Source organism: Pseudomonas sp. Pseusp21, from assembly GCF_059492145.1.
Window position 1 is genome coordinate 3,629,045 of the sequence record NZ_CP168520.1, and the last position, 26,038, is coordinate 3,655,082.

Here is a 26,038-nt window from a genome sequence, read left to right on the forward strand (position 1 = left end):
CATCCCATGGGTGGTCAGTGCCCCGACGGCTCCTTGTGGTTGTCGAGAGTTTCCAGCAGGGCCACCTGCATCCGCGTGTGCACCCGGATGAACCAGCGCCAGAGCAGCGCCGCCACGGCGGCTGCGACCACGGCGATCAGCACCAGCAACTTGTTGGTCGGCAAGATACTGGCCGACAAGGCTGCCAGCAGCAGGAAAATCACCAGCAGCGAGATGATCGGGATCACTTCGGCTATCACCCGGCGCACTCGCTGCGTGTGACGCCCGGCCATTTCCGGCTTCACACCCATCTCCGCCAGTAGCATCGACAGCGCCTTGAGCTTGCGATAGGCCGCGATCAGGAACGGCAGCGACACCAGCAACGCCCCACCCCAGATCAACGCCTTCTGCCAGCTCGGATCGCTGATCCAGTCCTGCATCCAGATCGAGAGGCGCCCGGCAAAGAAAGCGCCGGCAAAGAAGATCGCGATCACCAGCGCCAGATTGACCCCGACCTGCAGCAGAATCCGCCGGATCATCGAGGCCAGCATCGCGCCCTCACCCTGCGGCTGAATGCTGCGCAGCCACTCGCCGTACATCCCGAACACTCGACCGACTCGCTGCGGCATGGCGGCAGACAGCTTGATCGACAGCGGATCGGCAGCCCGGATCAGGTACGGCGTCAGCAACGTGGTAATCACCGAAACCGCCACGGCCACCGGATACAGGAAGTTGCTGGTGACCTGCAGGGTCATCCCCAGCGCCGCGATGATGAAGGAGAATTCGCCAATCTGCGAAAGCCCCATCCCGACCCGCATTGAGGTGCGTCCGTCATTGCCGGCGATAAACGCACCGAGGCCGCAGGACAGCATCTTGCCCAGCACCACGGCAACAGTGATTACCGCGATCGGCCACGCGTATTGCAGAAGGATCATCGGGTCGAGCATCAGGCCGATGGCGACGAAGAAGATCGCGCTGAACAGGTCGCGAACCGGCTCGATCAGGCGCTCGATTTTCAGCAGCTGCCGCGACTCGGCCATGATCGCGCCGATCAGGAACGCCCCCAGCACCATGCTGTACTCAAGCTTGACCACCAACAGGCAGAAACCGAAACACAGGCCCAGCACCGTGATCAGCAGCATCTCGTTGCTTTCGAACTTGGCGACGTAAGCCAGCAGACGCGGCACCAGCAGAATGCCGACCACCAGGGCGACAATCATGAAAAGCGAGAGCTTGCCGACCGTGGAAAACACTTCGCCGGAGCTCACCGTGCCGCTCACCGCGATGCTCGACAGCAAGGCGATGATGCCGATGCCGAGAATGTCCTCGACGATCAGCACACCGAAAATCAACTGCGCGAAGCGCTCGTTCTTCATCTTCAGGTCGTTGAGCGCCTTGACGATGATGGTGGTCGAGGAAATCGCCAGGATCGCGCCGAGGAACAGCGAATCCATGGTGTTCCAGTCAAACCAGCGGCCGATTTCGTAGCCGATCCAGATCATCAGAACAATTTCGAGGAACGCCGCGATGAATGCCGTAGCACCGACCTTGAACAGCTTGCGCAGGCTGAACTCCAGGCCCAGGCAGAACATCAGGAAAATAACCCCCAGCTCGGCGAGGGTCTTGATGGTTTCTTCGTCGTGGATCAGACCGAAGGGCGGTGTGTGGGGGCCGATGATGAAGCCGGCGACGATGTAGCCAAGTACCACCGGCTGCTTGAAACGGTGGAACAACACGGTCACCACACCTGCGACCAACATGATCACCGCCAGATCCTGAATAAAGCTGATGGCATGCATGGTGTGGGCTCCTTGAATGACGAGGCTCACGCAGGCATGGGAAATGTCTGGGCGAGCTGAGTAAAAATCCGCTTTGGGTGTAGGAATCGCCCTTGGGGAGGCGCTTTTGCAGGGTAACACCGCGACTTCCGGCTGAAAGGCGGTGCAATATATGGAAACAGATCGATTCGGGCGTGACGGCGGCCAGTTGCCTGGCGTCCCGATAACGGTGCTTTTGAAAAGCGACCAGGCACCCGCAGAGGTGTTTCTTCCAGCAACCCTGCCTTGACCCGTGAGAACGTTATGGAACCCGGAAACGCCCAGCTGTCGATGACGGTACTGATGACCCCCGACATGGCCAACTTCTCTGGCAATGTCCACGGCGGCACCCTGCTCAAATACCTCGACGAAGTGGCCTACGCCTGCGCCAGCCGTTATGCCGGCCGCTACGTGGTGACCCTGTCGGTGGATCAGGTGATTTTCCGCGAGCCGATCCACGTCGGCGAACTGGTGACCTTCCTGGCGTCGGTGAACTACACCGGCAACACCTCGATGGAAGTCGGTATCAAAGTGGTGACCGAGAACATCCGCGAGCGCTCGGTGCGTCACACCAACAGCTGCTTCTTCACCATGGTCGCGGTGGACGATCAGCGCAAACCCGCCGCCGTACCGCCGCTGCAACCGCAGAACAGCGAAGACAAACGCCGCTACATGCAGGCGCAACAACGCCGGCAGATCCGTCAGGAGCTGGAAAAGCGCTATCAGGAAATCAAGGGCGACGCCTGAGATTTTTAGCGATCTGACGACCGCTATCGCGAGCAGGCTCGCTCCCACGGATAAAACGTCACCTGTGGGAGCGAGCCTGCTCGCGATTGAAGCCGACGCGGCATCAGAGGCTGATCGGCGTAGCCTCGAATTTCACCCGCGGATGCGCAATCCGGTCCTGCGCCCGCACAAGTTGCAGCTCGTAACTGGCGCAGGCCTGGGTTTCCAGCAGCACTTCATGTACCGCTGCTGCGGTGAATTCAAACGCCGCCACCAGGCTGTCACCGAGCAGCACACGCGCCAGGAACAGACCGGACGTCAGATCGCCCACCCCCACCGGCTGACGCGGAAACGCCAGCAGCGGACGCCGCAAATGCCAGCTGCCCTCGGCCGTCACCAGCAACATTTCAAAGCCATCCGCCGGTTTGCCCGGATAATCCAGATGCTTGACCAGCACCGCTTTCGGTCCACGCGCCAGAAGCGCACGCGCCATCGCCAGACAATCGAACAGCGACTGCGGCTTGCGCCCGGAGAAGCTGTCCAGCTCCAACTGGTTCGGGCACATGAAATCCGCAACGGCAGCGGCCTCCTCCAGCAGGAAGTCACTGACTTCAGCAGGAACGCTGCAGCCCTTTTCCGGATGCCCCATCACCGGGTCGCACAGATAAAGGGCTTTCGGGTTGGCCGCCTTGATCCGCTCGATGCCACTGAGAATCGCCCGCCCCTGCGCCGCACTGCCGAGATAACCTGACAGCACCGCATCACAATTGCCCAGCTCACCGATCGCGGCGATGCCCTCGACCAGCTCGGGGATCCGGTGCGGTGCCAGCACTTCACCGGCCCACTGGCCGTACTGGGTGTGGTTGGAGAACTGCACCGTATTGAGCGGCCAGACATTCACCCCGACCCGCTGCATCGGAAAAACCGCAGCGCTGTTGCCGGCGTGGCCGAACACCACATGGGACTGGATGGCGAGCAGATGAGGCGTACGTTTCATTCGGGTTTTTCCGTAAAACGATTGAAATTCAAGCCGCGCAGTATGCGACGAAACGCAGCCTGTACGACAGACCGGCGACGCAGTTAAGCTGACGCAATCATTTGGAGTTTCGTGTTGATGCTCACCCTGGAAAACATTTTCGTGCTGATGCTGTTCGCCGCCGCCGGTGCGTGGCTCTGGCACAACCACGGCTTGCGCGAGCGGGCGCTGGAGCGGGTTAAACAGCATTGCGTGAATGTCGGCGTCGATCTGCTCGACGGTAACGTGGCGCTGAAGAAGATCGGCCTGATCAAGGACGCCAGCGGTCGGCGACGTCTGGCCCGGGTCTACAATTTCGAATTTACCGTGACCGGCGAAACCCGACATAACGGCACGATCACCCAGTTCGGTGCGCACAGCGCGCAGATCGAACTGGCGCCCTACCCGGCGCCATTTGATGACACACCGCCGGTGGTGGAGGTGACAAAACCGCGTGGTGAAGTGATTGAGCTGAGCCAGTGGCGTCAGGAACACACCAAGTGGAAGCCTTGAATCAACCTGCCTGAAGCCGAAACCGGGCCAGCCCGGCCTGTAATTCACTGACCGCCTGCGGTTCGTCGAAAATCAGCTCGATCCGGGAATCCTTGCGCCATTCACTGGGCAGCCAGCTGAGCTCGGCATTATCCAGCGCATTGGCTGACTGCCAGCCGTCCAGGCTGTGAATTACCAGTTTGGCCCGGCGCCAGTTCAGGCTTTTCAGCCATCGGGTTATCCCCGACACGTCGAACACCTGGCTCGGATGCCAGCGCCAACCGATGCTCCAGCCACCCTCCTGGGCCTGACTCAGGCAGATCGGCAGCGCCGGATCGCTCCAGATGGCCGGCATCTGTGCCAGCGCTTGGGGCACGATCAACTTATCCACACCTGCCTGCGCCTGTACCGCCAGTCCCGGCAATTCGCTGAGCGGCAGCATCGCCTGCTGCGTCCAGATCAATCGTACAGACGGCAACTGTCGGGTGATTCGCTCACGCGTGGGCTCGTCGAGGTTTTCTGCCTTGTTCAACAGCAGCAGGCCTGCGCTGGCCAAGGCTTCCTGCTGCGCGTCCGGCAGCGTTTTGCCCGCGGCAAGGGCCTGGGCGTCCAGCACCAGCAAGCAAGGTTGTACGGCGAGTACGCCTTGCCACGGCGCCTCGTTCAGCTGCTTCAGCAACTGCGCCGGATGCCCGAGCCCCGAGGGCTCGATGAACAAGCGATCCGGCCGTGCCTTGCGCAACAATCGCCCCAGACCGATCTGGAACGGCGCACCGTTCACGCAACACAAACAGCCCCCGGCCACTTCGCCCAGTGCGATACCATCGGCGTCGCGGGTCAACAGCGCCGCGTCGAGCCCGATCTGGCCGAACTCGTTGATCAGCACCGCCCAACGCTCGCCCGCCGGTCGCTGGGCCATGAGCTGGCGGATCAGGCTGGTCTTGCCCGCGCCCAAGGGGCCGGCGATGACGTGGGTGGGAATGTTCTGCAACATGTTCAAGGTTTTCTGGAGGTCGAAGATGCGGTGGATGGGATGGTCGTTGCTGCTGACGCTGGTGTCGAGCGAGGCTTTGGCCCAGGCCTGCGTGGTGCACAGTCAGGCGGAGCGGCTCGACGTGAAAGTCTGCCAGCAGAACCGCAACATCCCGGAAAAACTGTTCAACGACGGCTTCTGCCAGCCGACCCTGGCCGGGCAGAAAGTCGAGGTTCAATACGTCGACCAGTGCCCCGCCGGCGCGTTCGGCGTGTGCAGCAACGCGCAAGTCGCCAATATGCCTTATCGCCAGGATATCCACTATTACGGCGTGGCCACCGATACGGCGTATTTGCAGCCCTATTGCGAGGCTCAGAGCCAGGGGAAATGGCTCAAGCCCTGAGGCGCTATCCGAGCCAGTCGAGGGTCAGCATCAGCCGCCGCTCACCTGGCGCCGGTTGCGGCGAGCGATGAATCAGGCCGAAACCTTCGTTGCCGTGCCATTTTTCGCCCTTGAGCAATGCCACTTCGCCGCGATTCAATTGCTGAATCCGTGACATATCCTGGGGCTCGGCTTGCGGTTGTCCCAGTTGCCGACGGTCCATCTGCCCTTCCCTTAGCCATTCACTGCCGACACCGGCGTACGTGGTGATCAACCGCACCGGCACATGATCGACGTGGAAACGCGGACACATCGCCTTGTCCAGCACCCGCAGGCGCAAGCCGATTCGCCGCGCGCCCAGCAGGCAGGCGAAGGCGCTGACCAGCCATTTCAAGTCGGCGACAAACCCTTCGTAGCCTTCCAGATCGCGAAAGCCGCTGGCCAGTCCCGTGAGATCCGGTTCTGCGTCTTCGTCCGGCAATTCCAGGCACAGCGCCTCGGCGTAAGGTTCGTTCAGAGACAACAATAAGTCCGCAAATTCGGCAATGTGCAGCGGAAGCTGTCGTTGCCAGACCGCGAGGTTGATTTCATCGTCGAGTATGTTCGCCAGCGCCTGAGGGGTCTGGCCGAAAGACTGATGACGCGTGCTGCCTGGCAGCGGTTTCAGGGCGAGCATCAGGCGACCTCGTCGTGCCAGGAGCCAAAAGGATCACGTAGCTGTAGCCAGCCTTGAGTACCGAGCGCCATCTCGGCATCGGTCAGCAGGCAATCATCGAGTTCCGACGACAGCTGTGCGAAATCGATGTTCTGCCCGATAAACACCAGCTCCTGGCGACAATCGCCTACGCTGGCGATCCAGTTTTCCATAATCGCGGCGGTACTTTCCTGATCCTGCGGCCACTGTTCTTTAGGCACGAAGCGCCACCAGCGCCCGGCGAAACCGTGGCGCATCAGGCCACCTGCCTGAGACCAGCTACCGGCGTCGGTGGGTTTGCTGGCCAGCCAGAAGAAGCCTTTGGAGCGCAGCAGTTTGCCGTTTACCCAAGGACGATCGATGAAGTCGAAGAAACGCTGCGGATGAAAGGGCCGGCGCGCCCGATAGGCCGTGGATGCGATGCCGTACTCCTCGGTTTCCGGCACATGTTCGCCACGCAATTCCTGCAACCAGCCCGGGGCCTGGGCGGCCTTTTCGAAGTCGAAACGACCGGTATTGAGAATTTTCTCCAGCGGTACCTCACCCATGACCATCGGAATGATCTCGGCCTGAGCGTTGAGGCGTCTGAGAATGGCCATCAGCTCTTCCCGCTCGCGACTGCTGATCAGGTCGATCTTGCTGATCAACAGGACGTCGGCGAATTCGATCTGCTCGATCAGCAGATCGGTGATCGAACGCTCATCTTCTTCACCGAGGAATTCGCCACGGGAGGCGAGGTTTTCAGCGGCCAGGTAGTCCGGCAGGAAGCTCATACCGTCGACTACAGTGACCATGGTGTCGAGGCGAGCGATGTCGGCGAGGCTTTGCCCCTGCTCATCACGGAAGGTGAATGTCTCGGCCACTGGCAACGGCTCGGAGATTCCGGTGGACTCGATCAGCAAATAGTCGAAGCGGCCTTCGCGGGCCAACTGACTGACCTCTTCCAGAAGGTCCTCACGTAACGTACAGCAGATACAGCCATTGCTCATTTCCACGAGCTTCTCTTCTGCACGGTTCAGGCTGACATCACGCTGGACTTCGCTGCCATCGATATTGATCTCGCTCATATCGTTGACGATAACGGCGACGCGCAGATCGTCTCTGTTACGTAGTACGTAATTCAAAAGTGTACTTTTTCCGGCACCGAGAAAGCCGGACAAAACGGTCACGGGAAGTCGGGAAGACATTGGATAAACCTCATCAGACGATCGCTAAACAACGCTGAGGCTCTCGGGGCGAGCGTTCTTGAGCTTCGATGAGATCACCAGGGAAGCAGACGCTTGAAATGGAAGCCACGGAAAGCCTTGTCCGATTAATGTTATAGTATAACAACAAAATCAATCCACTCTCTTCTTGCCCAAAGTGACAAAGGGCCGGAAGCTGCAATAGGTCGTCGCCGAGTTAAGTCATGAAAACCGCGCTGAAATACTCGTTTATCTGCCTGGCATTGCTGACGCTGAAGGCCGAAGCACAAGTGCCGGGACTCGCCAATTGCACGCGCAGCGCGAACCTTTTGGCGTGCATCGATGCCAACGGCAACGCCTACAGCGTCAACACCGTCGGCAGCACGATTTACCTGCGCGGATTCGAGAAAGCGGGAAACCGCTACTGGGCACAAACCAACAGCCGCTATGGGCAACTGACCTTCTTCACCGGCATCGCTTCCGATGGAGAAGCCTGGGTTGGCTACAACCGGCGAGTGGGCTGGACGACGATCAATCGGTTCTCCAGCTCAGGCGGCAGCAGTGCGAAGTTCACCTGCAGCCGGATCACTGGCTGCTAAACCCGCGATCCTTTCTGCTCTTGTTGCCAGGCCATATAGCTGTCGACAGGTGGATTCTTCTGGAAATAGCGCTGCAAGCCCTCAAACAAACCGTCCGCCACGGCCTGCTGATGACGCGCGGTCACCAAGCGCTGACTGTCCCGTGCGTTGGAAATGAACCCGGTTTCCACCAGGATTGACGGCACATCCGGCGATTTCAGAACGGCAAATCCAGCCTGTTCCACGCGCTTTTGATGCAGCGTGGTGATGCCGGCCAGGCTGCCCAGCACTGTGCTTCCCAGTTGCAGACTGGCAGCGATGGTTGCGTTCATCGACATGTCGAGGATCACGCCAGCGAGCATCGGATCCTTGTCCTTGAGATTGAGCAGGCTGGTGGCGCCAAGCAGATCCACACCGTTCTCACGCTGCGCCATGAACCGCGCGGTGGCGGACGTAGCGCCACCTTCGGACAAGCAGTACACCGACGCCCCGGAAGCCGTCAGACGCGGTGCAGCATCGGCGTGCACCGAGATGAACATATCGGCCTTGTGCTGACGCGCAATCTCCACACGCTTGCGCAACGGGACGAAGAAATCGTCGTTACGAACCAGCTTCACATCAAATCCTTTCTCTCGTTTAAGCCGACGTGCGAGTAGTTGTGCAATAGACAAAACCACATCCTTTTCCCGCTCGCCTTTGGCGCCGATTGCACCCGGATCTTTTCCGCCATGACCAGGGTCGACCACCACCATGATGTCGCGCTTGGGGTGGGATTTTTCCTGGGGTGTTTCACGTGGAACGCTTGGAGGCGGCCCCGATGATGCGCTCATCAAGTCCAAAACCAGGCGATGTCCTTGCCCATCTTGAGGCGCCAACAAAAATGAGTTGAGCTGAACCGGGCTGCTTAGATCCAGCACGATCCGGGTGTTCCCTTGGCCAAAATGGCCGGAGCGGATCGAATGAATAGGGGTGCCGGATAACGCCAACTGGCTGAAATCCCCACTCAGGCTGGCGCCGCTCAAATCGATGATCAACCGCTCCGGCGCACTCAAGGTGAAGGTCTTGTAGCTCACAGGACCACTCAGATCGAACACCAGCCGAAGCTTGTCATCCGAACGCCAAAGCCGCGCATTGCGTATCTGCGTAGCGGACACCGAAAAAGGCAAAACAAAGGCCGCGCTGGCCAGCATCAGGTTGAGCAAGTGGCGTCTGTGCATATGAAAGCCTGTTCATGAAAAAGGCATCGTGGTTTGAATTGTTATAATGTAACATTAAATTCAATCACCATGATGGAACTGCTCATGAACGCGCTGACTTTGCCGGATGTCGCGGCTCAAGCCGCCCGCCAGGCCCTGCCACTCGAATGGGTGGGAATGTGCGGCATTGCATTACCTGTGTTTATCGAAGGCCAACGCTTGGCTGCAAAAGCGGATGCAGGCGTCAGTCTTGATGATGGAGACGCACGCGGCATTCACATGTCGCGGCTCTATCTGGGGCTGGAAGCGCTGGAGCAGGAGAACCTTTCTCCCGCCCTTTTGCGAAAAGTTCTGCAGCGTTTTCTCGACAGCCACGAAGATCTTTCCGAAGCCGCCTATCTCAATATCCACACAGATTTATTGCTGAGAAGGTCGGCATTGGTCAGTCCTTTGGCAGGATGGAAAACCTACCCCGTCACTGTTTCAGCCCACCTGAAAAGCAAAATGTTCCACGTGGAACTGAAAATGGAGGTGGCTTACTCGTCGACTTGCCCGTGTTCTGCAGCATTGGCGAGGCAACTGATCCAGCAACAATTCATCGACGACTTTGCCAACAAACCGCTGCAGCACGCCGACGTATTGGCGTGGTTGGGTTCGACTCAAGGCATCGTGGCCACACCTCACAGCCAACGCAGTACCGCCCAGTTGCATCTGCATCTGGACGAATTCGTCGACGAATTGCCGCTGACGTCTATCATCAACGACGCCGAAGCAGCCCTCGGCACCGCCGTACAAACCGCCGTAAAGCGCGCCGACGAACAAGCCTTCGCCCTCGCCAACGGCCAGAACCTGATGTTCTGCGAAGACGCTGCTCGACGCCTGAATCTGGCCCTGCGTCGTTCACCCGGTATCAGCGAGTTTCACGTCCGAGTCATCCACGCCGAAAGCCTTCATGCCCACGATGCGGTCGCCGAAAGTCACTGGCGCCGGGAGCAGCCATGATTCGTTGCCAGAACCTGAGCTGGGGAACACCCGGCCAACCGCTCACTGCGCCTCTGAACCTTCGGCTGGAAAGCGGCAGTCTGACGGCAATCATCGGCGTCAACGGCAGCGGCAAAAGCAGCCTGCTCAAAGTCATCGCCGGATTACAGCGACCGCTGGCCGGCAAAGTCGAACTGGGTGTTCCACGCCAAAGCGGTTTGTCCTTCCTGCCTCAGCAACAGCATCTGGATCGACAGTTCCCGATCAGTCTTCAAGAGTTGGTGGCCGCCGGTTTCTGGGGACGCCGACTGTCGTCGCATCTCAGAGCCCAGCGTCTCGAATCCGCACTGGAAGACTGGCATCTGAGCGGACTGGAACATCGTCCCCTGATGGCCCTCTCCGGCGGAGAACTGCAACGCGCCCTGCTCGCCCGATTGAGTCTGGCCGACACTCCGTTGCTGCTGCTCGACGAACCCCATGCCGCGCTCGACGAACTGGGGCAGAAACTGTTGTGGCAACACCTGCACGCCTGGCATGAGCAGGGACGAACCCTGGTGGTGGTTTGCCATGACCTTGCCGCCGTGCGCCAACACATTCCACAGACCTTGCTGATCAAACAGAGCGGCTGCGCATTCGGCAGCAGCACCGACCTCATTCAGCAAACACCTCACACGCAGGTGGCCTGATGCTCACGCTGAGCCATTTATGGCAACCGTTCCACGAGTTCGTCTTTATGCGCCGGGCCCTCCTCGGCGGTCTGGTCCTGGCGTGCAGCACCGCGCCATTGGGCGTGTTTTTGATCCTGCGCCGGATGAGCCTGATTGGCGACGCCGTCGCCCACGGCATCCTCCCCGGCGCCGCGCTGGGGTTCTGGTTCGCCGGGTTGAGTCTGCCGGCCTTGACCCTCGGCGGACTCGGTGCCGGCCTGAGCATGGCCGGACTCGCCGCGTGGATCACCCGGCGCACCGGCCTGCGCGAAGACGCCAGCCTCGCCGCGATCTATCCCATCTCGTTGGCCAGCGGCGTGCTGATTCTCGGCATCGCTGGCAAGCGACTCGATTTGCTGCACCTGCTGTTCGGCTCCGCTTTGGCGGTCGATGGGCCGACCCTCAACGGCATGCTGTGGGTGTCGGCACTCAGCCTGATGGCCATGGCACTGATCTACAAACCGTTGCTACTCGACACGCTCGATCCGTTTTTTCTGCGCACGGTCAGCCGACTCGGCCCCGTCGCCCATGGCGTGTTCCTGACGCTGGTGGTGCTCAATCTGGTGATCGGTTTCCAGGCCATCGGCGCCTTGATGGTGGTCGGCCTGATGATGCTGCCGGCCGCCGCCTCACGCTTTTGGAGCCGGCGCCTGCCGATCCTGATCGCTATCGCCGCGCTCATCGGTTGCGCATCGGTATGGCTCGGCCTGTTGCTGTCGTTCTACTACTCGCTGCCCAGCGGACCGGCCATCGTGTTGGTCGCCGGTGGCGGTTACCTGTTGTCCGTGGTGTTCGGACCGGTTCACGGTCTGTTGCGCCGCCCGCCTTTGCTCACATCCCAATGAGGTGTTTCCCGATGCGCGCTCTACTCGTGCTGTTCAGCCTGATGCTGTCGATGTCGTTATCGGCGGCGGAAAAACTGCCGGTGGTCACCAGTTTCAGCATCCTTGCCGACATGGTGCATCAGGTCGGCGGCGAGCATATCCAGATCACCAACATGGTCGGCCCTGACGCCGATGCCCACACTTACGAACCCACTCCGGACGACGCCAAAGCCCTGCTCAAGGCGAAACTGATCGTCAAGAACGGTCTGGGTTTCGAGCCGTGGCTGGATCGGCTGGTCGCCAGCACCGACACCAGAGCCCCGGTGATCAGCGCCAGTCGCGGCGTGATTCCGCGGTCGCTGGATGAGGACGGCGAAACCGTTCCCGATCCTCACGCCTGGCACAACCTGGCGAACGCCGAGCTCTACATCGCCAACATCACCAAGGCGCTGATCGCCGCTGACCCGGCAAACAAAGCCGACTACGAGCGCAACAGCCAGGCCTACCTGAAACAGATCTACGCCCTCCTCGCCCAAGCGAAAGCGAAGCTCGGTTCCTTGCCGCCGGGCAACCGCAAGATCGTCACCAGCCACGACGCCTTCGGTTATCTCGGTCAGGCGTACGGCATAGACTTCATGGCGCCACAAGGTCTGTCCACCGAACGCGAACCTTCCGCTGCCGAAGTCGCCGCGCTGATCACCCAGATTCGTCAGGCCAAGGTTAAAGCGGTGTTCATGGAAAACATCAAGGACGCGCGCCTGCTCAAACAGATCGCCGACGAAAGCGGCGCACACATCGGCGGCACGCTGTACTCCGACGCCCTCGCCGCCAGCGGTCCGGCCAGCACCTTCACAGGGCTGTTCGAATACAACCTCAACACTCTTTACCAAGCCCTGAGCCAACCATGATCCGTAAAAATCCTTCCGGTGATTTGCCGCAGATTGCCGAGTCTGCCTACGTCGATAAAACCGCGATCATCTGCGGCAAAGTCGTCATCAGTGAAAACGTATTCGTCGGCCCGTACGCGGTGATCCGCGCCGATGAAGTGGACGCCACGGGCGACATGGAGCCGATCACCATCGGCGCCAATTCGAACATCCAGGACGGCGTGGTGATCCACTCCAAATCCGGCGCGGCGGTGACTATCGGCGAATTCAGCTCCATCGCCCACCGCTCGATCGTGCATGGCCCGTGCACGGTCGGCGACCGGGTGTTCATCGGTTTCAACAGCGTGCTGTTCAATTGCGTGGTGGGCAACGGCTGTGTGGTGCGGCACAACTCGGTGGTCGACGGCCGAGATCTGCCGGACGCGTTCTACGTGCCCTCCACCACGCGCATCGGCCCGGGCACCGACCTCTCGCAATTCCCGCCGGTGAGCGTGAGCGCTTCGGAGTTTTCCGAAGATGTGGCGCGCACCAACGTCGACCTGGTGCGCGGCTACAAAGCCTTGCAGAACGAGTTCTGAATCATGAGCAGTGTGTTGATTCGCAATGCGCGGCTGGTGAACGAGGGGCGTGAGTTCGACGCCGATCTGTTGGTCAGCCACGGGCGCATCGTCAAGATCGCCGGCAGCATCGAAGGGGAAAACGCGACCCGTGAAATCGACGCCGACGGTCAATGGCTGCTGCCGGGAATGATTGATGACCAAGTGCATTTCCGTGAGCCGGGTGCGCCGGCCAAGGGCAGCATCCACACCGAGTCCCGTGCAGCCGTGGCCGGCGGCATCACCAGTTTCATGGACATGCCCAACACCCACCCTGCCACTCTGACTCTCGAAGCGCTGGCCGACAAAAAGCGCCGGGCGGCAATCAACTCGGTGGCCAACTACGGTTTTCACTTCGGCGTCAGTCACGACAATCTGGACACGGTCGCAGCACTCAACCCGAGCGAAGTGGCCGGGGTCAAAGTGTTCATGGGCGCGTCCACCGGCAACATGCTGGTGGACGACCCCAACACCCTCGAGCGTCTGTTCGCCAAAGTGCCGACGATTCTGCTGGCCCACTGTGAACACACGCCGAGCATCGATGCGAACGCCGCGAACCTGCGCGAACGCTTCGGCAACCAATTGCCAGCCGATGCCCATGCGCTGATCCGTAATGCCGACAGCTGCTTTCGTTCATCGTCTCTGGCGGTGGATCTGGCCAAACGTCATGGCACTCGCCTGCACGTCCTGCACCTGACAACGGCCCGCGAGCTGGCGTTGTTCGAAGACAAACCGCTGTCGCAAAAACGCGTCACCGCCGAAGTCTGCCTGCATCACTTGCTGTTCGATGACCGTGACTATCCGAAGCTTGGCAACCTGATCAAATGCAATCCAGCGATCAAGTCCCAAGCCGATCGTGATGCCTTGCGTCAGGCACTGCTGAGCAATCGACTGGACGTGATCGGCAGCGATCACGCACCGCACACCTGGGCGGAAAAGCAGCAAGCGTATGAACAGGCGCCGTCTGGACTGCCACTGGTGCAACACGCGCTGCCGGCGCTTCTGGAACTGGTGGCGGATGGCGTATTGCCGATCACCACGCTGGTGGCGAAGACCAGCCACCGGGTGGCCGATCTGTTTGCCATTCCGGATCGCGGTTATTTACGTGAAGGATATTGGGCGGATCTGGTGTTGGTTCAACCGGAGCCTGGGGGTGTCGCGGTGTCCCGCCAACCGGTTCTGTCGCAATGCGGCTGGACGCCCTTCGCTCAGCGCAGCTTTCGGCATCGGGTCAGCACGACGATGGTGTCGGGGCTGATTGCGTGGCATGACCATCGGATCCATGACAACTGTCAGGGATTGCCGCTGCGGTTCATGCGCTGAAAAAAACCGCCTCCACTCGATGTGGAGGCGGTTTGATTTACGCTCTCGGTTTGACGGTACCGCAATCCTGCCCCAGCCAGACCGCCCGGGTTTCCAGACTGCCCTTCTGGTTGATCCCGATAGCGTTGAAAGTGCCGTTGGCGACGGTGGTGAACTCACGATCACTGAGGAACGTCGCGACGCCGGTGCCCTGGGCTTTCGGGCAACTGAAGCGGAATTTCCACTGGTTGCCGACGCGCTCGGTGATCTGCTGTTTGCAACCCGACTGCGGGTCCGCCAGCGGGATATCGTTGGTTGCCACCTGCTGCGGCGTCAGGCAGGCGCGGATACCCTTGCCACCGATATTGATCCCCTGCTTCTCCAGTTCCGCCCGCTGCTGCGGGGTGATCTGGCCCTGAATCTGGCCGAGGATCGATTGCACATCCATCACCTGATCATCGACCTTCACATTGCTCGACGTCATTTCCCACAACCCCGGCTGCAGCATTTGCGCCTGAGCAACCACCGGCAAGGCCAAACCCAGGCCCAGCGCCAAACCCAGCAGACGAACGTTCATTGAAAAACTCCTGATCAGTAGTGGCCGTTAGACGCCGGCCGCCTGTTTCGGTTCATGGCGGGCGCTGACGGCGTGAAAACAAATAGCGACAATCGCCATGGAACATGGTCTGTTAAGCATTGAATCTTCAGGAGCAAGGTTGCCCCATGGATTATTTCGGACCGCACATTTTCGGTTACCTGATCGCCCTGATACACACCCTCGGCTCGATCGCCGCGATCCATGCCGTATTGACCGTACGCACCGCCCAAGGCTCGATCGCCTGGGCGCTGTCGCTGATCTTCATTCCCTACCTCACCCTTATTCCTTATCTGGTGTTCGGCCGCAGCACCTTCGATGGCTACATCAAGGCCCGCCGTCAGGCCAACGAACAAATGCGCCTGGCGATTTCCGAGCTCAACTGGCGGCCGTGGGTGGAAGAGGCCCTGACCGCCCGCGCCTCGAATGCTTACGATTCGTTGCGGGCGATGCCGAAGCTGGGGCGCATGCCGTGCCTGGCCAACAATGAAGTGCGATTGCTGATCAATGGCGCGGCGACCTTCGAGGCGATTTTCCACGCAATCGACCAGGCGCGGGAAGCGGTGCTGATCCAGTTTTTCATCATTCACGACGATCGTCTCGGTCAGCGCCTGCGTGACCTGCTGCTGAAGAAAGCCGCCGAAGGCGTGGTGATCCATTTGCTCTACGACCGTATCGGCAGCCACGCCCTGCCCCACAGCTACGTGCAGGCGCTGCGCGACGGAGGCGTCGAGGTCAAGGCGTTTGCCACCCGCAGCGGCTGGCTCAATCGTTTCCAGGTGAATTTTCGCAACCACCGCAAGATCGTGGTGGTCGACGGGCTGATCGGGTTTGTCGGCGGCCACAACGTCGGCGACGAGTACATGGGTGAAAAACCACCGCTGGCGCCGTGGCGCGACACTCACGTCCAGGTGCGCGGCCCGGTGGTGGCGTGCATGCAGGAGTCGTTTGCCGAAGACTGGTTCTGGGCCGCGCGGTCATTGCCGCCGCTGATCCTGCCGGACGCGTACCCGGAGGACGGCGTGCTTTGCCAATTGCTCGCCAGTGGCCCGGCGGATGCTTACGAAACCTGCTCGCTGTTCTTCGTCGAAGCCATCCACGCCGCCACCGAGCGCGTGTGGATCACCAGCCCCTACTTCATTCCCGACGAAGCCGTATTCGCAGCATTGCGCCTCGCGGTGCTGCGCGGAGTCGACGTGCGCCTGTTGCTGCCTTCGCGCCCCGACCACCGCATCGTCTACGCCGCCTCCAGCCTGTATGCGTTCGAAGCGGTGCGCGCCGGCGTGCGGGTATTCCGCTACGAACCGGGTTTCCTGCATCAGAAAGTGGTGTTGATCGACAGCGAAATCAGCGCCATCGGCAGTGCCAACCTGGACAACCGCTCGTTCCGGCTGAATTTCGAGGTAATGCTGCTGACCGTCGACAGCGAATTTGCCGCCAGCGTGGAACAGATGCTCAACGATGATTTCGCCCAGGCCTACGAAGTCGCCAAAGAAGAAAGCCGGGAGATCCACCGCCTGCAACAGGTCGGTATGCGGATCGCCCGGCTGATTTCACCGATCCTCTAGGTTCAAGGGTGGTAGATGTCGTCCCTCGTCCACGGCAGTTCATGGCTGCCATCGGCATGGGCCTTCACGGCGAGGATCTGGTGCAGGTTGATCCAGCCGCGAGCGAACGCATAAGCGCAGCCCGCCAGGTACAGACGCCAGATACGCAGCGCCTGGTCCGGCACCAGTTTCGCAGCGGCTTCGAGGTTGTCCTCAAGCCGTTCGCTCCAGTGGTCCAGCGTGCGCGCGTAGTGCAGGCGCAGACTCTCGACGTCGACGATTTCCAGACCCGCTTCGCTGATCTCGGCCGAGATCATCGCCAGGTGCGGCAGCTCGCCGTTGGGGAACACATATTTCTCGATGAAATCCCCGGCGCCGCGCCCCACAGGGCGGCCATCGGTGTGCTTGGCGGTGATGCCGTGGTTCATCACCAGACCGCCCTCTTTCACCGCGCCGAACAGGGTTTTGCAGTATTCGGCGAGGTTGGCGTGGCCGACGTGCTCGAACATGCCGACGCTGACCACTTTGTCGAAACGCCCGTCCCGGGGCAGATCGCGGTAGTCGAGCAGTTGCAGTTCGATCTGATCTTCCAGCCCCTCGGCTTTGACACGCTCGCGGGCCAGGGCCAGTTGCTCTTTGCTCAGGGTGATACCGAAGACCTTGGCGCCGAACTCACGGGCGGCATACCGCGCCAGTCCGCCCCAGCCACAACCAACGTCCAGCAGATAGTCGCCGGGCTGTAGGCGCAGCTTGCGGCACAGGTGCCGGAACTTGGCTTGCTGGGCTTGCTCCAGGGATTCGCTGCCGGTTTCGAAATACGCGCAGGAATACGCCATGTCGCTGTCCAGCCACAGCTGGTAGAACGCGTTGGAAAGGTCGTAGTGATAGGAAATGGCTTTGGCGTCGGTTTCCTTGTCATGCACGGTGCGCACCGGCTGACTGTCTTCGTCCTCGTCGAGCAGCGCCGTGCTCAACTCATCGCACACCCGGATGACCTCGCTGATCGAGCCTTCCAGTTCGAGTTTGCCCTCGACGAACGCCGCCCCCAGCGCGTCGAGACTTGGATGAGTCAACTGGGACACCATCAACGGGTCCTTGACCACGATGGTGACACTGGGCGTCGGGCCCAGATTGAATTCATGGCCGTCCCAGAGTCGCAGGCGTAGCGGAAGCTGCAGATTCTGTAAGGCCGGTGGAAGTTGCGCGAGCATGGAATATCCCCCTGGTTTCAGACGTCTGATCTGAGGGTAGACCATCCTTGAAAATTAGCAGGCTATCGATTTGATAGTCGCCGACTATCAGCCTCAGAGGCTGTCATCGCGCTGTCATCCCTGGTTCAGTGCGCCTTCTCAAATGACTGCGAGACCGGCGCACAGTTCGAAAATTGATCAGTCCGACGCTTTGAGCTTCAGCAGTGGTTCCTGAAAACGCAGCAAGCGTCCGGCATTGCCCAGCACCAACAGCGTACTCAGATTGTGCAGCAACGCGGCGATCATCGCCCCCGCCGCACCGAGCCAGCCGAAGGCCGCGAACACCACGATGGCCAGCGTCCAGCCCAGACCGATGATCACGTTCACCTGCAAGGTCCGTCGGCACTGGCGGCTCAGGCGCACACAGGTGCCGAGCCGCCGCAGGTCGCTGCCGATCAGTACGATATCGGCGGATGCCAGCGCAATATCCGCGCCGCCCGCGCCCATCGCCACACCCACAACACCCGCCTTGAGCGCCAACGAATCGTTGATCCCGTCGCCGACCACCATCGGCCGGAAGCCGTTGTCGATTTCCTTGAGCACTCGATTGAGCTTGTCTTCGGGCAACGCCTGGGCTTCGACTTCGTGCAGGCCGACATCCCTGGCGAGGGTTTGCGCGACGCTCTGACGGTCACCGGTCAACAGCAGTTGCCGCCCCAACCCGAGATCACGCAGTTCGCTCAACGCAAATCGCGCTTCCGGTTTGACGGTGTCGGCCAGCAACAGCCAGGCAAGGAATTCGCCGTTCAGTGCCAGCCCGGCAATCGGGCCATCGTGTTCGGGGATGGCGGTGGTCGGGATGCCCAACTGCGCAAACAGCTCCGGACGCCCGAGTGCGGCGTCGCCTTGCGCGGTTTTGGCCACTACGCCCAGCCCCTGCCGCTCATGAATATCGGTCAGCACCAGCGCCTCTTCTGCGCTGACCAGTCCGGCCAGCGCGCGGCTGACCGGATGGCTGCTAGCCGCACCCAGGCTTGCAGCCAGCGCCATCACCGACCCGTGATCTGCTCGCAGGCTGTTGATCGATTGCAAGCGCAGCGTGCCGTACGTCAGGGTGCCGGTCTTGTCGACGACCAGCGAAGTGAGATCGGCCAGCTCCTCAAGGAATGCCGAACTGCGAATCAGAATCCCGTGCCGCGCCGCCACCGCCACCCCGGCAATCGCCGTGGCAGGTGCCGACAACACCAGCGCGCATGGGCATGCCGCCACCAGCACCGCGAGCATCGCCTGCGCATCGTTGGTGATAAACCAGGTCACCGCCGCGAGCAGCAACACCAGCACCATGTAACTGCCGGCATAACGTTCGAGCAAACGAGTGATCGGTGGTTTGGAGCGTTCGGCGTTCTGCATCAGCGCGATGACTTTGCCGAGGGTGGACTCATCCCCGGTGCGAGTCACTTCGATTCGCAGCAGCCCGTCGAGGTTGATCGCACCGCCGAATACCGCCATGCCGACGCCCGCCTCGACCGGCACCGACTCACCGGTGATCGACGCCGTATCGAGGCTGGCCTGGCCGGATAAAACCCGACCGTCCGCCGGCACTCGATCCCCGGCGCGCACTTCGACTTTGTCGCCGGCCTTGAGCGTGCCGTTGTCGACTTCGATGATCGAGCCGTCCGCCTGCACCTTGCGCGCGTGGCTGCGGGTCAATTGGCCGAGGGCATGAATCGCTTCCTCGGAACCGATCACACTGCGTTCTTCCAGCACGTGGCCGAAGATCATGATGATCGGCAACAGCGCCGCCGTGAGCAGATCGCCCGTGGCCCAGGCCCCGATCATCGCCAGGGCGATCAACTGGTCGGTGATGCCGTGCAGGCTCGGATAACGCAGGCTGAACCACGCCGAACGCATTACCGGCACCGCGACTAACAAAGAAGCAAATCCGAGCAGCAACTGACTGACGCCCGTCTGTTCCGGCATCAACCAGCGCCAGATCAACCCCAGACCAAGCAAGCCGAGGGCGAGCATTGCCAAGGTCAACTGGCGCGCGGCGCGGCGTTGTTCGGCCGAGGACAACAAGCTCGGTGCGGTGGTGGTGGCAGTCATTTGCTGGCTCCCTGAATGATCAGGCGTGAATCGTCTTTTGGATCGACCGTGGTGACCGAACCGGCCTGACCGAGAATCTTCGGCATCCGCTCGCGGTACAGACGCAAGAGCATTTGCGGGTCCGTGCCCTGCTGTTGCGCCTTGGCCAGGCTCAATACCGTCGCCGTGTCGGCGGAAGCTCTGGCCAGGCGCTCACCTGCCTGGGCGTGGGCGACTTGCAGCGTGCGGTCAGCCTGTTCGTTGGCGGACTGAGTGAGCTTCTCGGCCTCGGTGCGGGCATTGGCGACCGCTTTGTCGGCTTGCTGGCTGGCGGTGAGGACCGCGTTAAACGCGCTCACCGCCGGCTCCGGCAGACTCGATTGCACATCGACCCGTGCTACTTCGATGCCGATGCCCTGACCGCTCGCCTTCAACTCGGCGAGGCGGCGGTTGATGCCTTGCACCAGATCGCCGCGCAGTCGTTCGCGACGTTCGGCGGCCTGATTGTCAGCGCCGATCAGCTCTGGTCGTGCGACCAGAATCGTGTCCAGGTCCCGCGCGGCCGTCAGCGCCACTGCGCTGCGGGTCACCACTCGATCCAGCGCCGGCAGCACGTGCTCGCCTTGCAGCACAAAGTCATAAGGATCGGTGACCTTGTAGAACACCCGCACATCCAGCTGCACAACACCGGCGTCACCGGTGAGCAGATAACCGGAACCGGCGAGCGCATCACTCAGCGGCGTGGCGAAGGTTGCCACGCGATCCGCCTGCAGGGCCTGATCGCTGCGCAGCAAGTTTTCCACTCTGCGCTCGATCACCCGATCCGCCGCCGGCAACAAAACCACCTGTTCGAACGGCTGCGGCCACGCCAACAACAACCCGGCATTCTGAATGCGATCCAGCGCTCCGAAATGCAAAACCACCGCGCGGTTTTGCGGATCGATCTGCCGGACATTGGAAAACGCCCAGGCCAATGCCGCGAGCACTGTCACCGCATACAGAGCGAAAAACGCCAGACGTCCCGCTTGAATCCACGGACTGTTCAGCGAATGTGTTCCACGTGGAACTTCATTCATGGCTGCGATCCGCTCTTGCTGTCGAGATTGGGCGGACCGTCGACCAACACCCGGAACGGCGCGGCGTCGGTGCGCAGGATCAGTTTGGTGTCCGGCGAAACGATGGTGCCGAGGGTATCCAGCGAGCGCAGCAAGTTGTACAGCTGCGGCGAACCGGCGTAAGCACGTCCGTAAATCTGCGCCGCTTCCACCCGCGATTGCGCTTCGATATCGGCAGCTTTCACCGTGGCATCGGCTTGCACGATGCGCGCATCGCGTTCGGCGGCGGAGCGGATTTGCGCTGCCTCTCGCTTGCCGATGGCCGTGCGCTCGGTGGCGATGGTTTCGCGCTCGGCGCGCATCCGGTCAACCGTTGCAGTGAGGGTCACCGATGGCAATGTCAGCCGTTCGATGCCCACCTGCACCACCCGCACGCCGTAAGTGGCGAGCAGTTGCTGATCGATTTGCTGGCGCAACTGCGCTTCAAAATCGGCGATGCGAACCTGGCTGGCATCGGTATTGACCAGATTGGCCAGATCAAAACTGCTGGCCGTGGTTTCCAGTGCCGAGCCGACAAACGTGCGAATCTGCCGCGCCGCTTCGTCCGGCTGGTTCTGCACGGCGCGCATGAAGCGTTGCACGTTGTCGGGATCGCCCTGCACCTGCCAGGCCACGTACGCCTGAACGATGATGCGCAAACCGTCGCGGGTGCCGACGTCCTGCAAGCCGCTGGAGGTTGTGCGCAAACGCAGATCCACCGGAATCGCCGCTTCGAACGGTGCCGGCCAGCGCCAGCTCAGACCCGGCTCCAGCAACACGCGGGACGGATTGCCGAAACGGGTGATGACCGTGGCTTCACCGGAGCGCACTTGCACCAGGCTCGCCGCCGCGATGGCGAACGCCACCAGCAACGCTGCCCAGCCCATACGTTTCCACGGAAAAGGCCCTGCCTCTTCCGGCGCACCGTGGTGATGGTGATGATGCCCGTGATGGTGATGACCGCCGCCATGAGCATGATCGTGGCCGCTGTGGTCATGGTGATCGTGAGTGTGCGACTGGCTCAATGGGTGGCTCCTGGCTGAGCGGTGGTGCGCGCCGGATCTGCCGGCAGCGTGAACGTACGCAGGTCGATGGTCGGTGCGTTACTGCTGCCGCCCAGGCGATGGTCGAGTACCAACAGTTTGGCTTTGCTCAAACCCTGGCTGAGTTGGCTGAAGTATTGCTCCAGCACGAAGGCCTGGCCGGCGCTGGCGTAGGCCTTTTGTTCGGCGCTGAACTTCAGATCCGCCGCCCGGGCGGTGGCATTGATTTCATGGGCGTTGGCACTGGCCTGATCCCGAGCGAGGCTGGCCTGCAACTGCGCCTGGTTACTCGCTTCGGCAGCGGCGCCGCGCTCGCGAGAGATCAACGCCTGAGCGCCGATCTGCGCCGCTTGCACGCTGTGATAGGCATTGGCCGCACCGGCCGGCGGGTGTATCGCTTCGACCACTGTGGCGAGAATTTCCACGCCGCTGTCGAGTTTCTGCAGATCGCTTTGCACGGCGCGGCCGATTTCTTCGGCGAGTCCGGTCCTGTCCTCGCCAAGCAAACCATCGAGTGTGCGCGAGGCAAAGTCATGCACCAGAATCCGGCTGGCGGTGCTGCGGATCAGCGTCGGCACATCGGCGCTGTTGTAGGTGGCGGCCAGTGCGGCTTGATCGCTCAGGCCGATGCGATAGACGAAGCGCACGTCCATGTTGACGATTTGAAAGCTCTGCTGATCGCCCCGGCTGCTGGCGATAACCTGGGACTTGTCATTGACGTGACTGGCGTCCCACAAACGGTTGGCTGTCAGTGGCGCCGGACCTTCTGCCGGGTCCAACTGCACGGGTGCCGGGTTCTCGCCGACGCTGGTCGCCAATTCATGGACCACGCCGTTCTCGACATTCAGCACACGCCCCAACGGCCAGGGCAAACCCGCATGCAGCCCCGGCCCGAACACCTGCACCGGTTTACCGAAACGCTCGTAAATGCCACGGCTTTGCATCGGAATTTCGTGAAGGCCGGTGAGCAACCAGCCCACCGTTGCTACCAGTACCAACACCGGCAAGAACGCGCGGCGCATGTAACTGAAGGCCCAGATCTGACGCAGATCGATGCCGAAGCGGTTATGCAACTCATGCTGCAACGCAAGCAACGGTTGTGGCGGCCAGCGCAGCAGATCGGCGACGAAACTACGGGCCAGCAGCACCGGTTCGAGTTGTTCGCGGCGCGGGCTGAACAACGACAGCAGTGCACGCAGCAGCAATTCCAAGGCAACCAGCCCCGGCAGAATGCCGATCAACACTGCCAGACGCACCGGCCAGATCGCACTGTCACTGGCGAACAACAGGCACAACGCGCCCAGCACCAGACTGATGATTGCAACTCGCGTCAGCTGTGCCAGCGCTCCGGCCTCGGGCCATTGCGCCGGGTTTTCCTGCGCCAGCTGTCGCTCCAGCACCAGCAGACCGAACGCCAAGAGCAACGCGATAGCCGCGCCGACCGTGGCGGACAACCCCACACCCGCCGCCGGCAGCGTCAGATTCCACGTCTGCTCGAGGCTCAGCAGCACCAGCAACGACCACCCGCCAAGCCACAACGTTGCCGCGCCGATCTGCCCGAGCAGATGCAGACTGCGCTGGCTCATCCGATCCAGCAGCCGCTCGTACCAGCCATCCGGCGCAGGTTCTTCAGCAACCGTCACCGGCACGACGGGATTGATCACCCACGCCCGCCATTGCGTCACCCACCATGCCGATTGCAGCCCGGCGACCAGCACCAGCAACGCCGCGCTCTGATTGACCAGCAACGCGGGCCACAGCGATTGCGGCGCAAACAGCCCGACAAAAAATGCCAGCACCCACCCTGCCCCGGCCAGCGCGCCCAGACCGATCGCCAGGCGACGCAAACGCCGGCCCTGCGTTGCCGCTTGCTGAAAGCGCGGCAACCCGGTCACCGGCGTGCCTTCATCCAGATCGACTTGCATATCCCCCCAAACTCTTTGGCTCACTGCACATATCGTTACGATATAACGAAAGTCGTGAAATATTTGTACTCATTTGCATCATTCAAAGATGGGCAACCTGTCGCTTGCCTGAAGCCTTGACCGAAATGTCTGGAAACGCACATATTACGTTCGTAATTTTAAGCACCAACTACTTTTACCGATCCGCATCCTTCAGCCAGGAGTAAAAGCATGAGCAACTATGACGTGGTGATTCTGGGCGGTGGCCCGGGCGGTTATAACGCAGCGATCCGCGCCGGCCAGCTGGGCCTCAAGGCCGCATGCGTCGAGGGCCGCGCCACGCTGGGAGGCACCTGCCTGAACGTCGGCTGCATGCCGTCCAAGGCGCTTTTGCATGCGTCAGAGCTGTACGAAGCAGCGCTGGGAGCGGAGTTCGCCAACCTCGGTATCGAGGTCAAACCCACGCTCAACCTCGCGCAAATGATGAAACAGAAAGACGAAAGCGTGAGCGGCCTGACCAAAGGCATCGAATTCCTGTTTCGCAAGAACAAGGTCGACTGGATCAAGGGCTGGGGCCATATCGACGGCCCCGGAAAAGTCAGCGTGACCGGCGATCAGGGCAGCCGGATCGAGCTGACTGCCAAGGACATCGTCATCGCCACCGGCTCCGAGCCCACTCCCCTGCCCGGTGTGGAGATCGACAACAAGCGCATCCTCGACTCGACCGGTGCGCTGTCCTTGAGCGAAGTGCCCAAGCATCTGGTGGTGATCGGTGCGGGCGTGATCGGCCTCGAACTCGGCTCGGTCTGGCGCCGGCTCGGCGCGCAGGTGACCGTGGTGGAATACCTCGACCGCATCTGCCCCGGTGTCGACGGCGAAGCCGGCAAGACTCTGCAACGCTCACTGAGTAAACAGGGCATCAGCTTCAAGCTGAGCTCGAAAGTGACCAGCGCCACCTCCTCGGCCACTGGCGTACAACTCAGCGTCGAACCTGCCGCTGGCGGCAGCGCGGAAATCCTTGAAGCCGATTATGTGCTGGTGGCCATCGGTCGTCGTCCGTACACCCAGGGCCTGGGCCTGGAAAACGTCGGCCTGAGCACCGACAAACGCGGCATGCTCGCCAACAAACAGCATCGCACCGAAGCGCCCGGTGTGTGGGTGATCGGTGACGTGACCTCGGGGCCGATGCTCGCGCACAAGGCCGAAGACGAAGCCATGGCCTGCATCGAGCAGATCGTCGGCAAGGCCGGCGAGGTCAATTACGAGCTGATTCCCAACGTGATCTACACCCGCCCGGAGCTGGCCAGCGTCGGCAAGACCGAGGAGCAGCTGAAGGCTGAAGGCCGGGCGTACAAGGTCGGCAAATTCCCGTTCACCGCCAACAGCCGGGCGAAGATCAATCACGAGACCGAAGGCTTTGCCAAAGTCATCGCTGATGAGCGCACCGACGAAGTCCTCGGCGTACACCTGGTCGGCCCGAGCGTCAGCGAAATGATCGGCGAGTTCTGCGTGGCCATGGAATTCAGCGCCTCGGCCGAAGACATCGCGCTGACCTGTCACCCGCATCCAACCCGCTCCGAAGCGTTGCGTCAGGCGGCAATGAATGTCGAAGGGATGGCGACGCAGATGTAAGCACTGTGCGAATACTTCCCGCGCAATGCGGGAAGTATCAGGACGGCAGATGCCCCAGCGGCAATGCGCCGGGCGTTTTCACCGTGTGGATCGCAAAATTGCTGCGGATATCGCTCACCCCCGGCAGCTTCAACAGGCAACCGGTGAGAAAGCGGTCGTAGGCGCGCAGATCCGGCACCACCACTTGCAGCAGAAAGTCCGATTCCCCGGACACCAGAAACGCTGAAATCACCTCCGGCAACGCCGTCACCGCCCGGTGAAACGCCTCGGCCTGTTCGTCGTTGTGGCGCTCGACCTTGACCCCGACAAACACCGTCAGCCCCAACCCCACTTCATCACGGTCCAGATTGGCCTGATATCCGCGAATCACCCCGGCCTCTTCGAGCATCCGCACCCGGCGCAGGCACGGCGATGCCGACAGGCCGATTTCGTCGGCCAGTTGTACGTTGCTCAGGCGTCCGTCCCGTTGCAGTGCGGCAAGAATCTTGCGGTCGAAGGCATCCAGTTTCATGGTTGGCAGATCCTGATGGTTTTCGCGGTGAAAGAGCGCAGATTATGCCAATCCAGAGGCCTTTAGAAGCTGACTACGCAACCACCTGCCCTGCCCTTCGGCCC

At 61.3% G+C, this 26,038-nt stretch carries 25 protein-coding genes; 12 read left to right on the forward strand and 13 right to left on the reverse strand.

Annotation, left to right across the window (positions count from 1 at the left end; genetic code table 11):
* Positions 1-14 precede the first annotated feature (14 nt).
* Positions 15-1,778, reverse strand: coding sequence for a cation:proton antiporter (locus ACEN93_RS16590; protein WP_495610278.1), 1,764 nt, complete (start codon positions 1,776-1,778; stop codon positions 15-17).
* Between the two features lie 282 nt (positions 1,779-2,060).
* On the opposite strand from ACEN93_RS16590, the gene ACEN93_RS16595 reads away from it, so the two are divergent.
* Positions 2,061-2,543: an acyl-CoA thioesterase gene (locus tag ACEN93_RS16595; protein WP_003229693.1), complete on the forward strand. Its 483-nt coding sequence runs from the start codon at positions 2,061-2,063 to the stop codon at positions 2,541-2,543.
* Between the two features lie 103 nt (positions 2,544-2,646).
* Here the strand turns inward: ACEN93_RS16595 and pdxY are convergent, their stop codons facing one another.
* Entirely contained in the window at positions 2,647-3,519 is an 873-nt protein-coding gene (pdxY, locus tag ACEN93_RS16600) for a pyridoxal kinase PdxY (protein WP_039765058.1), read from the reverse strand.
* Between the two features lie 117 nt (positions 3,520-3,636).
* Here pdxY and ACEN93_RS16605 point away from each other — a divergent pair, with 117 nt between their 5' ends.
* Positions 3,637-4,050, forward strand: a complete 414-nt coding sequence (locus ACEN93_RS16605) for a DUF3301 domain-containing protein (RefSeq protein ID WP_495610279.1) — start codon at positions 3,637-3,639, stop codon at positions 4,048-4,050.
* A gap of 1 nt (position 4,051) precedes the next feature.
* On the opposite strand, the gene ACEN93_RS16610 is transcribed toward ACEN93_RS16605, so the two are convergent.
* On the reverse strand, positions 4,052-5,023 hold the full coding sequence (locus tag ACEN93_RS16610; RefSeq protein WP_495610280.1) for a CobW family GTP-binding protein: 972 nt from the start codon (positions 5,021-5,023) through the stop codon (positions 4,052-4,054).
* 25 nt (positions 5,024-5,048) lie between these two features.
* Between ACEN93_RS16610 and ACEN93_RS16615 the strand changes: the two genes are divergently transcribed.
* Complete coding sequence (locus tag ACEN93_RS16615; RefSeq protein WP_103385792.1) at positions 5,049-5,405, forward strand: NADH:ubiquinone oxidoreductase; 357 nt, start codon at positions 5,049-5,051, stop codon at positions 5,403-5,405.
* A gap of 4 nt (positions 5,406-5,409) precedes the next feature.
* Here ACEN93_RS16615 and ACEN93_RS16620 read toward each other — a convergent pair whose 3' ends face one another.
* Positions 5,410-6,060 (reverse strand): DUF1826 domain-containing protein, encoded by a 651-nt coding sequence (locus ACEN93_RS16620; RefSeq protein WP_495610281.1) that lies wholly within the window; start codon positions 6,058-6,060, stop codon positions 5,410-5,412.
* Positions 6,060-7,265 (reverse strand): zinc metallochaperone GTPase ZigA, encoded by a 1,206-nt coding sequence (gene zigA / locus ACEN93_RS16625; RefSeq protein ID WP_085667324.1) that lies wholly within the window; start codon positions 7,263-7,265, stop codon positions 6,060-6,062. The genes ACEN93_RS16620 and zigA overlap by 1 nt, the downstream gene beginning before the upstream one ends.
* A 221-nt stretch (positions 7,266-7,486) precedes the next feature.
* Between zigA and ACEN93_RS16630 the strand changes: the two genes are divergently transcribed.
* On the forward strand, positions 7,487-7,861 hold the full coding sequence (locus tag ACEN93_RS16630) for a hypothetical protein (protein ID WP_039765049.1): 375 nt from the start codon (positions 7,487-7,489) through the stop codon (positions 7,859-7,861).
* On the opposite strand, the gene ACEN93_RS16635 is transcribed toward ACEN93_RS16630, so the two are convergent.
* The gene (locus ACEN93_RS16635; RefSeq protein WP_414882453.1) at positions 7,858-9,057 is read right to left on the reverse strand and encodes an N-acetylmuramoyl-L-alanine amidase; all 1,200 of its coding nucleotides are present in this window, start codon (positions 9,055-9,057) and stop codon (positions 7,858-7,860) included. The two genes, ACEN93_RS16630 and ACEN93_RS16635, sit on opposite strands and share 4 nt — an antisense overlap.
* Positions 9,058-9,141: 84 nt before the next feature.
* On the opposite strand from ACEN93_RS16635, the gene folE2 reads away from it, so the two are divergent.
* Genes folE2 through ACEN93_RS16665 form a run of 6 tightly spaced genes read left to right on the forward strand, consistent with a single transcriptional unit; the run spans position 9,142 to position 14,354 of the window.
* On the forward strand, positions 9,142-10,038 hold the full coding sequence (gene folE2 / locus ACEN93_RS16640) for a GTP cyclohydrolase FolE2 (protein WP_064600558.1): 897 nt from the start codon (positions 9,142-9,144) through the stop codon (positions 10,036-10,038).
* The gene (locus ACEN93_RS16645) at positions 10,035-10,703 is read left to right on the forward strand and encodes a metal ABC transporter ATP-binding protein (protein WP_039765044.1); all 669 of its coding nucleotides are present in this window, start codon (positions 10,035-10,037) and stop codon (positions 10,701-10,703) included. The genes folE2 and ACEN93_RS16645 overlap by 4 nt, the downstream gene beginning before the upstream one ends.
* Positions 10,703-11,569, forward strand: coding sequence for a metal ABC transporter permease (locus ACEN93_RS16650; protein WP_039765042.1), 867 nt, complete (start codon positions 10,703-10,705; stop codon positions 11,567-11,569). Before ACEN93_RS16645 ends, ACEN93_RS16650 begins: the two co-directional genes overlap by 1 nt.
* Before the next feature lie 11 nt (positions 11,570-11,580).
* Positions 11,581-12,456, forward strand: a complete 876-nt coding sequence (locus ACEN93_RS16655; RefSeq protein WP_085667320.1) for a metal ABC transporter substrate-binding protein — start codon at positions 11,581-11,583, stop codon at positions 12,454-12,456.
* Positions 12,453-13,013, forward strand: a complete 561-nt coding sequence (locus ACEN93_RS16660) for a gamma carbonic anhydrase family protein (RefSeq protein WP_495610282.1) — start codon at positions 12,453-12,455, stop codon at positions 13,011-13,013. The genes ACEN93_RS16655 and ACEN93_RS16660 overlap by 4 nt, the downstream gene beginning before the upstream one ends.
* 3 nt (positions 13,014-13,016) lie before the next feature.
* Complete coding sequence (locus tag ACEN93_RS16665; protein ID WP_495610283.1) at positions 13,017-14,354, forward strand: dihydroorotase; 1,338 nt, start codon at positions 13,017-13,019, stop codon at positions 14,352-14,354.
* A 37-nt stretch (positions 14,355-14,391) separates the two neighbouring features.
* Here ACEN93_RS16665 and ACEN93_RS16670 read toward each other — a convergent pair whose 3' ends face one another.
* Entirely contained in the window at positions 14,392-14,910 is a 519-nt protein-coding gene (locus tag ACEN93_RS16670) for a DUF3617 domain-containing protein (protein ID WP_007954220.1), read from the reverse strand.
* Between the two features lie 146 nt (positions 14,911-15,056).
* On the opposite strand from ACEN93_RS16670, the gene cls reads away from it, so the two are divergent.
* A complete protein-coding gene (gene cls / locus ACEN93_RS16675) occupies positions 15,057-16,496 on the forward strand; it encodes a cardiolipin synthase (protein WP_074689867.1) in 1,440 nt (479 codons plus the stop codon).
* 2 nt (positions 16,497-16,498) lie between these two features.
* On the opposite strand, the gene cfaB is transcribed toward cls, so the two are convergent.
* From cfaB to hflK (ACEN93_RS16700), 5 genes are all read right to left on the reverse strand, one after another.
* Entirely contained in the window at positions 16,499-17,686 is a 1,188-nt protein-coding gene (gene cfaB / locus ACEN93_RS16680; RefSeq protein ID WP_103385797.1) for a C17 cyclopropane fatty acid synthase CfaB, read from the reverse strand.
* Between the two features lie 177 nt (positions 17,687-17,863).
* Positions 17,864-19,771 carry a heavy metal translocating P-type ATPase gene (locus ACEN93_RS16685; protein WP_074689865.1) on the reverse strand — a complete coding sequence of 636 codons (1,908 nt, stop codon included), beginning with the start codon at positions 19,769-19,771 and terminating at the stop codon, positions 17,864-17,866.
* Complete coding sequence (hflK, locus tag ACEN93_RS16690) at positions 19,768-20,826, reverse strand: protease modulator HflK (RefSeq protein ID WP_039765030.1); 1,059 nt, start codon at positions 20,824-20,826, stop codon at positions 19,768-19,770. Before hflK (ACEN93_RS16690) ends, ACEN93_RS16685 begins: the two co-directional genes overlap by 4 nt.
* Complete coding sequence (gene hflC / locus ACEN93_RS16695; protein WP_045121726.1) at positions 20,823-21,869, reverse strand: protease modulator HflC; 1,047 nt, start codon at positions 21,867-21,869, stop codon at positions 20,823-20,825. Before hflC ends, hflK (ACEN93_RS16690) begins: the two co-directional genes overlap by 4 nt.
* The gene (hflK, locus tag ACEN93_RS16700; protein ID WP_210710292.1) at positions 21,866-23,812 is read right to left on the reverse strand and encodes a protease modulator HflK; all 1,947 of its coding nucleotides are present in this window, start codon (positions 23,810-23,812) and stop codon (positions 21,866-21,868) included. The genes hflC and hflK (ACEN93_RS16700) overlap by 4 nt, the downstream gene beginning before the upstream one ends.
* 210 nt (positions 23,813-24,022) lie before the next feature.
* On the opposite strand from hflK (ACEN93_RS16700), the gene lpdA reads away from it, so the two are divergent.
* Positions 24,023-25,423 carry a dihydrolipoyl dehydrogenase gene (gene lpdA / locus ACEN93_RS16705; RefSeq protein WP_039765024.1) on the forward strand — a complete coding sequence of 467 codons (1,401 nt, stop codon included), beginning with the start codon at positions 24,023-24,025 and terminating at the stop codon, positions 25,421-25,423.
* Between the two features lie 37 nt (positions 25,424-25,460).
* Here the strand turns inward: lpdA and ACEN93_RS16710 are convergent, their stop codons facing one another.
* Positions 25,461-25,934, reverse strand: coding sequence for an Lrp/AsnC family transcriptional regulator (locus tag ACEN93_RS16710; protein WP_007954205.1), 474 nt, complete (start codon positions 25,932-25,934; stop codon positions 25,461-25,463).
* Positions 25,935-26,038 lie beyond the last annotated feature (104 nt).

Bases quoted from the DNA above. Each gene is read 5' to 3' on its own strand.
- ACEN93_RS16590 (WP_495610278.1), bottom strand. From the start codon at position 1,778: ATGCATGCCATCAGCTTTATTCAGGATCTGGCGGTGATCATGTTGGTC.
- ACEN93_RS16595 (WP_003229693.1), top strand. From the start codon at position 2,061: ATGGAACCCGGAAACGCCCAGCTGTCGATGACGGTACTGATGACCCCC.
- pdxY (WP_039765058.1), bottom strand. From the start codon at position 3,519: ATGAAACGTACGCCTCATCTGCTCGCCATCCAGTCCCATGTGGTGTTC.
- ACEN93_RS16605 (WP_495610279.1), top strand. From the start codon at position 3,637: ATGCTCACCCTGGAAAACATTTTCGTGCTGATGCTGTTCGCCGCCGCC.
- ACEN93_RS16610 (WP_495610280.1), bottom strand. From the start codon at position 5,023: ATGTTGCAGAACATTCCCACCCACGTCATCGCCGGCCCCTTGGGCGCG.
- ACEN93_RS16615 (WP_103385792.1), top strand. From the start codon at position 5,049: ATGCGGTGGATGGGATGGTCGTTGCTGCTGACGCTGGTGTCGAGCGAG.
- ACEN93_RS16620 (WP_495610281.1), bottom strand. From the start codon at position 6,060: ATGCTCGCCCTGAAACCGCTGCCAGGCAGCACGCGTCATCAGTCTTTC.
- zigA (WP_085667324.1), bottom strand. From the start codon at position 7,265: ATGTCTTCCCGACTTCCCGTGACCGTTTTGTCCGGCTTTCTCGGTGCC.
- ACEN93_RS16630 (WP_039765049.1), top strand. From the start codon at position 7,487: ATGAAAACCGCGCTGAAATACTCGTTTATCTGCCTGGCATTGCTGACG.
- ACEN93_RS16635 (WP_414882453.1), bottom strand. From the start codon at position 9,057: ATGCACAGACGCCACTTGCTCAACCTGATGCTGGCCAGCGCGGCCTTT.
- folE2 (WP_064600558.1), top strand. From the start codon at position 9,142: ATGAACGCGCTGACTTTGCCGGATGTCGCGGCTCAAGCCGCCCGCCAG.
- ACEN93_RS16645 (WP_039765044.1), top strand. From the start codon at position 10,035: ATGATTCGTTGCCAGAACCTGAGCTGGGGAACACCCGGCCAACCGCTC.
- ACEN93_RS16650 (WP_039765042.1), top strand. From the start codon at position 10,703: ATGCTCACGCTGAGCCATTTATGGCAACCGTTCCACGAGTTCGTCTTT.
- ACEN93_RS16655 (WP_085667320.1), top strand. From the start codon at position 11,581: ATGCGCGCTCTACTCGTGCTGTTCAGCCTGATGCTGTCGATGTCGTTA.
- ACEN93_RS16660 (WP_495610282.1), top strand. From the start codon at position 12,453: ATGATCCGTAAAAATCCTTCCGGTGATTTGCCGCAGATTGCCGAGTCT.
- ACEN93_RS16665 (WP_495610283.1), top strand. From the start codon at position 13,017: ATGAGCAGTGTGTTGATTCGCAATGCGCGGCTGGTGAACGAGGGGCGT.
- ACEN93_RS16670 (WP_007954220.1), bottom strand. From the start codon at position 14,910: ATGAACGTTCGTCTGCTGGGTTTGGCGCTGGGCCTGGGTTTGGCCTTG.
- cls (WP_074689867.1), top strand. From the start codon at position 15,057: ATGGATTATTTCGGACCGCACATTTTCGGTTACCTGATCGCCCTGATA.
- cfaB (WP_103385797.1), bottom strand. From the start codon at position 17,686: ATGCTCGCGCAACTTCCACCGGCCTTACAGAATCTGCAGCTTCCGCTA.
- ACEN93_RS16685 (WP_074689865.1), bottom strand. From the start codon at position 19,771: ATGACTGCCACCACCACCGCACCGAGCTTGTTGTCCTCGGCCGAACAA.
- hflK (WP_039765030.1), bottom strand. From the start codon at position 20,826: ATGAATGAAGTTCCACGTGGAACACATTCGCTGAACAGTCCGTGGATT.
- hflK (WP_210710292.1), bottom strand. From the start codon at position 23,812: ATGCAAGTCGATCTGGATGAAGGCACGCCGGTGACCGGGTTGCCGCGC.
- lpdA (WP_039765024.1), top strand. From the start codon at position 24,023: ATGAGCAACTATGACGTGGTGATTCTGGGCGGTGGCCCGGGCGGTTAT.
- ACEN93_RS16710 (WP_007954205.1), bottom strand. From the start codon at position 25,934: ATGAAACTGGATGCCTTCGACCGCAAGATTCTTGCCGCACTGCAACGG.